This is a genomic window from Acinetobacter sp. YH12095 (genome assembly GCF_013419245.1).
Lineage (GTDB): Bacteria > Pseudomonadota > Gammaproteobacteria > Pseudomonadales > Moraxellaceae > Acinetobacter > Acinetobacter towneri.
The window spans coordinates 1-5,983 of the sequence record NZ_VPAL01000033.1 but is presented as its reverse complement, the minus strand read 5'-3'; the positions used below and the strand labels follow the sequence as shown (position 1 = coordinate 5,983).

5 protein-coding genes and 2 pseudogenes are annotated in these 5,983 nt (G+C 55.2%); 1 reads left to right on the top strand and 6 read right to left on the bottom strand.

Annotated features, from left to right (window positions below; translation table 11 throughout):
- Positions 1-305: 305 nt before the first annotated feature.
- The 3 genes and pseudogenes from FTU35_RS12945 to FTU35_RS12935 form a co-directional block, all read right to left on the bottom strand.
- Positions 306-791: a hypothetical protein gene (locus tag FTU35_RS12945; RefSeq protein WP_006581703.1), complete on the bottom strand. Its 486-nt coding sequence runs from the start codon at positions 789-791 to the stop codon at positions 306-308.
- A 37-nt stretch (positions 792-828) separates the two neighbouring features.
- Positions 829-957, bottom strand: coding sequence for a hypothetical protein (locus FTU35_RS12940; RefSeq protein WP_032073144.1), 129 nt, complete (start codon positions 955-957; stop codon positions 829-831).
- Positions 958-1,016: 59 nt separating this feature from the next.
- Positions 1,017-2,516 (bottom strand): annotated as a pseudogene (locus FTU35_RS12935) (Tn3 family transposase); the annotation flags it as partial.
- Between the two features lie 85 nt (positions 2,517-2,601).
- Between FTU35_RS12935 and FTU35_RS12930 the strand changes: the two are divergent.
- Entirely contained in the window at positions 2,602-3,354 is a 753-nt protein-coding gene (locus FTU35_RS12930; RefSeq protein WP_000602738.1) for an IS6 family transposase, read from the top strand.
- Between the two features lie 62 nt (positions 3,355-3,416).
- On the opposite strand, the pseudogene FTU35_RS13580 reads toward FTU35_RS12930, so the two are convergent.
- The 3 genes and pseudogenes from FTU35_RS13580 to aac(3)-IVa all read right to left on the bottom strand — a co-directional run.
- Positions 3,417-3,701 (bottom strand): annotated as a pseudogene (locus tag FTU35_RS13580) (AAC(3) family N-acetyltransferase); the annotation flags it as partial.
- A 74-nt stretch (positions 3,702-3,775) separates the two neighbouring features.
- Entirely contained in the window at positions 3,776-4,801 is a 1,026-nt protein-coding gene (gene aph(4)-Ia / locus FTU35_RS12920) for an aminoglycoside O-phosphotransferase APH(4)-Ia (protein WP_000742814.1), read from the bottom strand.
- Between the two features lie 228 nt (positions 4,802-5,029).
- Positions 5,030-5,806: an aminoglycoside N-acetyltransferase AAC(3)-IVa gene (gene aac(3)-IVa, locus FTU35_RS12915; RefSeq protein ID WP_001199192.1), complete on the bottom strand. Its 777-nt coding sequence runs from the start codon at positions 5,804-5,806 to the stop codon at positions 5,030-5,032.
- Positions 5,807-5,983: the final 177 nt, after the last annotated feature.

The window sequence follows — 5,983 nt, the reverse complement described above, 5'->3', positions numbered from 1 at the left end:
TGTTCAAATGGCGATTCAGCGTTTAATTGGTTTTGGGAAAAAAGAAGAGTTTAAGGAAATTTTGGCAATTTTAAGAAAGCAGAATCCTGATAGGATAAGGGTTCTGTGAAATTTGTCGTGTACAGAGTATAATAATAATAATCGAGCATGAGTCTCATACGGATGCTCGGGTCGAAAGGGAATCCCCAGGCGAGTAACCTGTTTGCGGTGATCCATTAGCTGCAGGAGCAGAAGAGCATACATCTGGAAGCAAAGCCAGGAAAGCGGCCTATGGAGCTGTGCGGCAGCGCTCAGTAGGCAATTTTTCAAAATATTGTTAAGCCTTTTCTGAGCATGGTATTTTTCATGGTATTACCAATTAGCAGGAAAATAAGCCATTGAATATAAAAGATAAAAATGTCTTGTTTACAATAAAGTGGGAGTAGTAATTTCGTTACTTTGTTTAGAATTTCTTCAGAAATATTTCTTAATAAATCGTGTTTTTCAACAAGCGTAAAATTACTTTCTAAAATCTCTTGTTGTTTAGCTCGAGTTTGGGTATAAGCCCCATAATAAAATTGACGAGGATCTTTAAGCACGTACCAATCTTTCATTTGGATTACAGTACGGCCCTTATCGTAAAGATCAAATTCAGGCTGCCATAAAGGTTTGTAATGAAAATTAATTTCTTCCTGAATATCGTAGGTCGCTTCTTGATAACGTGAAGCTGGTTTATCACCAAATCTTTTTTCAATATAAGCATAAGTATTTCTTAAAGGCTTAACTGAAGATGTTTTAATATCAATTTGCATATAAATCTTCCTGATTTTTTAATAAAGACTAGAGTTTTTATTCTCTAATACCGGCCTGTCCAAATCGCCACTTCATGCGGTCATATTCAATCTTTGCAAAATCATCCGTACTTAGGTGCTGTACTTGATGGTGTGCGCAGAATTCTTCAAAAGCCTTGACTGGCATAATCATTTCTACAGCTAACTCTGGATGGGGTCGTTTGCGGGAGGGGGCGGAATCCTACGCTAAGGCTTTGGCCAGCGATATTCTCCGGTGAGATTGATGTGTTCCCATCCGAGCGGCGAAACATGGGCCAAGAGATCGGGCGATAGCAGCTTTCCATCGCGTTTCTGGTTTGCAACGACCTCGCCGAGCTTCATGGTGTTCCAGAAGATGATGATGGCGGCGAGCAGATTCATGCCGGCGATGCGGTAATGCTGGCCTTCGGCGGAACGGTCGCGGATTTCACCGCGGCGGTGGAAGCTGATTGCCCGCTTCAGCGCATGATGAGCTTCGCCTTTGTTGAGCCCGATCTGGGCACGCCGTTGGAGTTCGGCATCCAGAATCCAGTCGATCATGAACAGGGTGCGCTCGACGCGACCGACTTCCCGCAGGGCTGTCGCGAGCTCGTTCTGCCGCGGATAGGAGGCGAGTTTCCGCAGAATCTGGCTTGGCGCGACGGTCCCGGCAGCAATGGTGGCGGCGATGCGCAGGATGTCGGGCCAATTGCGCTCGATCATGGCTTGGTTGACCTTTCCGCCGATCAACGCTCGCAGGTGCGCCGGGGCGGCCGACGGATTGAACGCGTAGAGCCGTTTGGATGGCAGGTCGCGGATGCGCGGAGCGAACCGGTAGCCGAGAATGGCACATGCGGCAAAGACGTGATCGGTGAAGCCGCCCGTGTCGGTGAACTGCTCGCGGATATGGCGTCCAGCATCGTTCATCAGCAGGCCATCGAGGATGTAAGGCGCTTCGCTTGCCGTTGCAGGAATCACCTGGGTTGCGAACGGCGCATATTGGTCGGAGACGTGGCTATAGGCTTTCAGGCCCGGGGTATTGCCATATTTCGCGTTGACCAGGTTCATGGCCTCACCTTGCTCTGTAGCGACGAAGAACTGTCCGTCGCTCGAAGCCGACGTGCCCATGCCCCAGAACCGGGCCATGGGTAACGCTGCCTGTGCCTCGACCACCATGGCCAGCGCCCGGTCATAGGCTTCGCCCTCGACATGCCACCGTCCAATGCGGATCAATTCCCAGAAGGTGTGGGTGTTTGTCGCATCCGCCATTTTGCGCAAGCCGAGGTTGATCCCTTCCGCCAAGATAACGTTCATTAGCCCGATCCGGTCAGCGCAGGGTGCTCCTGTGCGCAGATGGGTGAACGCTTCGGTGAAGCCGGTCGCCGCATCCACCTCCAGCAGGAGATCGGTGATGCGCGTGGGCGGGATCTGCTTGTAGAGATCGAGCACCAGATCTTCGGCGCCTGTCGGCGCGGCGGCTTCGAGTTTCTCGATATGCAGAACGCCGTTTTCAATCGACCCGCCCGGGATCGTGCCTGCGCGAGCGGCACGGCCAAGCTCGCGCAACCGCATGTCGAGGCGAGCTTGCCGGTCTGCCAGCCATTCCTCCGGCCGCAATGGCACAGCGAGACGACCGCCTTCCGCGATGGATTGTGCCGGAACGAGTGCGTGTTTCAGATCGCCATAGCGCCGGGACCTAGTAAGCCAGACATCTCCGGAGCGGAACGCATGGCCTTGTCGCAAATTCTTCAGGTTAACTCGATGTTGACCATGGGGAGAGAAGTTGCCGCTCCTGATATTGCGGAGCGAGCCGATGATTTTGAATACCATTGCCGAAAAGCTGAAGCGCCAGTCGAAGGATGATTTCAAGGGCAGGCATTTCGAGGCCTGGCTGATTGTACAGGCGGTTGCCTGGTACTTGCGCTACCCGCTCAGCTATCGTGACTTGGAAGAGATGTTTCGCGAGCGGGGCTTCGAGGTCGATCATAGCACGATCAACCGCTGGGTATTGGCTTATGCACCTGTCATCGAGAAACGGCTGCGGCAGTTTCGTCGACCCCATTGCGGCTCGGTCCGGATTGATGAGACCTATGTCAAGATCCGCGGCAAATGGCGCTATCTGTACCGAGCCATCGATAAGCATGGCAATCCGGTGGATTTCCTGCTGACCGCTAAGCGCGATCTCGACGCTGCCAAGCGGTTCTTCCGAAAGATGCTTAAAGATGAACCCTTGTTGTCGCCGAACAGGATTGGGACGGACGGGGCCAACACCTTCCCGTCAACGATCAAAACGTCGGTTGATGATGGGCTTCTCCATCCCGATCCCGTGCATTATGTGACCAAACATCTCCAGCAGGGGATTGAGAGCGACCATTTCCGGGTGAAGAAGAACATGCCGAAGATCGGCGGTTTCCAATCCTTTAACACGGCGCGGCGAACCATCGCGGGTTTCGAGGCGATGCTGTGGCTGCGGAAGGGCTTTGGCTTTTCAGGCGGCTGGACCGTCAATGACCAGAATGATTTGCTTGCGCGCCTCTTCGGACTGCAAAAGGTTAACAAAGCATGAAAATACCGGCCTTGGCTGGGTGATAGCTGCCTCCAAAAGTGTTTGCGACACGCCCGGAACAATTCAGCCACTGCACCCATGTTCCGAGTTGGTGTGGTTTGCGGATCGTATGCCGGCATCTCGTTGCGCAAGATCTGCACCCAATCGGCAGGCACGGGCGGCGATCTCCAATCTGCGGGATCAGTCAGATCACCCGAGTGCGTGGGCATGACAATCGTGCCCTGGGGACCAACACAATCCAGAAGGGCCTGAATCACTGCGACCGGCCCTCCCGCGACCCAGCCGAGCGAGCTTAGCGAACTGTGGACGAGAACTGTGCCACCAAGCGTAAGGCCGTTCTCTCGCATTTGCCTTGCTAGGCTCGCGCGAGTTGCTGGCTGAGGCGTTCTCGAAATCAGCTCTTGTTCGGTCGGCATCTACTCTATTCCTTTGCCCTCGGACGAGTGCTGGGGCGTCGGTTTCCACTATCGGCGAGTACTTCTACACAGCCATCGGTCCAGACGGCCGCGCTTCTGCGGGCGATTTGTGTACGCCCGACAGTCCCGGCTCCGGATCGGACGATTGCGTCGCATCGACCCTGCGCCCAAGCTGCATCATCGAAATTGCCGTCAACCAAGCTCTGATAGAGTTGGTCAAGACCAATGCGGAGCATATACGCCCGGAGCCGCGGCGATCCTGCAAGCTCCGGATGCCTCCGCTCGAAGTAGCGCGTCTGCTGCTCCATACAAGCCAACCACGGCCTCCAGAAGAAGATGTTGGCGACCTCGTATTGGGAATCCCCGAACATCGCCTCGCTCCAGTCAATGACCGCTGTTATGCGGCCATTGTCCGTCAGGACATTGTTGGAGCCGAAATCCGCGTGCACGAGGTGCCGGACTTCGGGGCAGTCCTCGGCCCAAAGCATCAGCTCATCGAGAGCCTGCGCGACGGACGCACTGACGGTGTCGTCCATCACAGTTTGCCAGTGATACACATGGGGATCAGCAATCGCGCATATGAAATCACGCCATGTAGTGTATTGACCGATTCCTTGCGGTCCGAATGGGCCGAACCCGCTCGTCTGGCTAAGATCGGCCGCAGCGATCGCATCCATGGCCTCCGCGACCGGCTGCAGAACAGCGGGCAGTTCGGTTTCAGGCAGGTCTTGCAACGTGACACCCTGTGCACGGCGGGAGATGCAATAGGTCAGGCTCTCGCTGAATTCCCCAATGTCAAGCACTTCCGGAATCGGGAGCGCGGCCGATGCAAAGTGCCGATAAACATAACGATCTTTGTAGAAACCATCGGCGCAGCTATTTACCCGCAGGACATATCCACGCCCTCCTACATCGAAGCTGAAAGCACGAGATTCTTCGCCCTCCGAGAGCTGCATCAGGTCGGAGACGCTGTCGAACTTTTCGATCAGAAACTTCTCGACAGACGTCGCGGTGAGTTCAGGCTTTTTCATATCTCATTGCCCCCGGACGAGCGTCTGCTCCGCCATTCGCCGTCCGCCGTGCCAATCGGATCAGCCGTCCAAATGCGGGATTTTCGTTAGTCGGAGGCCAAACGGCATTGAGCGTCAGCATATCATCAGCGAGCTGAAGAAAGACAATCCCCGATCCGCTCCACGTGTTGCCCCAGCAATCAGCGCGACCTTGCCCCTCCAACGTCATCTCGTTCTCCGCTCATGAGCTCAGCCAATCGACTGGCGAGCGGCATCGCATTCTTCGCATCCCGCCTCTGGCGGATGCAGGAAGATCAACGGATCTCGGCCCAGTTGACCCAGGGCTGTCGCCACAATGTCGCGGGAGCGGATCAACCGAGCAAAGGCATGACCGACTGGACCTTCCTTCTGAAGGCTCTTCTCCTTGAGCCACCTGTCCGCCAAGGCAAAGCGCTCACAGCAGTGGTCATTCTCGAGATAATCGACGCGTACCAACTTGCCATCCTGAAGAATGGTGCAGTGTCTCGGCACCCCATAGGGAACCTTTGCCATCAACTCGGCAAGATGCAGCGTCGTGTTGGCATCGTGTCCCACGCCGAGGAGAAGTACCTGCCCATCGAGTTCATGGACACGGGCGACTGGGCTTGCAGGCGAGTGAGGTGGCAGGGGCAATGGATCAGAGATGATCTGCTCTGCCTGTGGCCCCGCTGCCGCAAAGGCAAATGGATGGGCGCTGCGCTTTACATTTGGCAGGCGCCAGAATGTGTCAGAGACAACTCCAAGGTCCGGTGTAACGGGCGACGTGGCAGGATCGAACGGCTCGTCGTCCAGACCTGACCACGAGGGCATGACGAGCGTCCCTCCCGGACCCAGCGCAGCACGCAGGGCCTCGATCAGTCCAAGTGGCCCATCTTCGAGGGGCCGGACGCTACGGAAGGAGCTGTGGACCAGCAGCACACCGCCGGGGGTAACCCCAAGGTTGAGAAGCTGACCGATGAGCTCGGCTTTTCGCCATTCGTATTGCACGACATTGCACTCCACCGCTGATGACATCAGTCGATCATAGCACGATCAACGGCACTGTTGCAAATAGTCGGTGGTGATAAACTTATCATCCCCTTTTGCTGATGGAGCTGCACATGAACCCATTCAAAGGCCGGCATTTTCAGCGTGACATCATTCTGTGGGCCGTACGCTGGTACT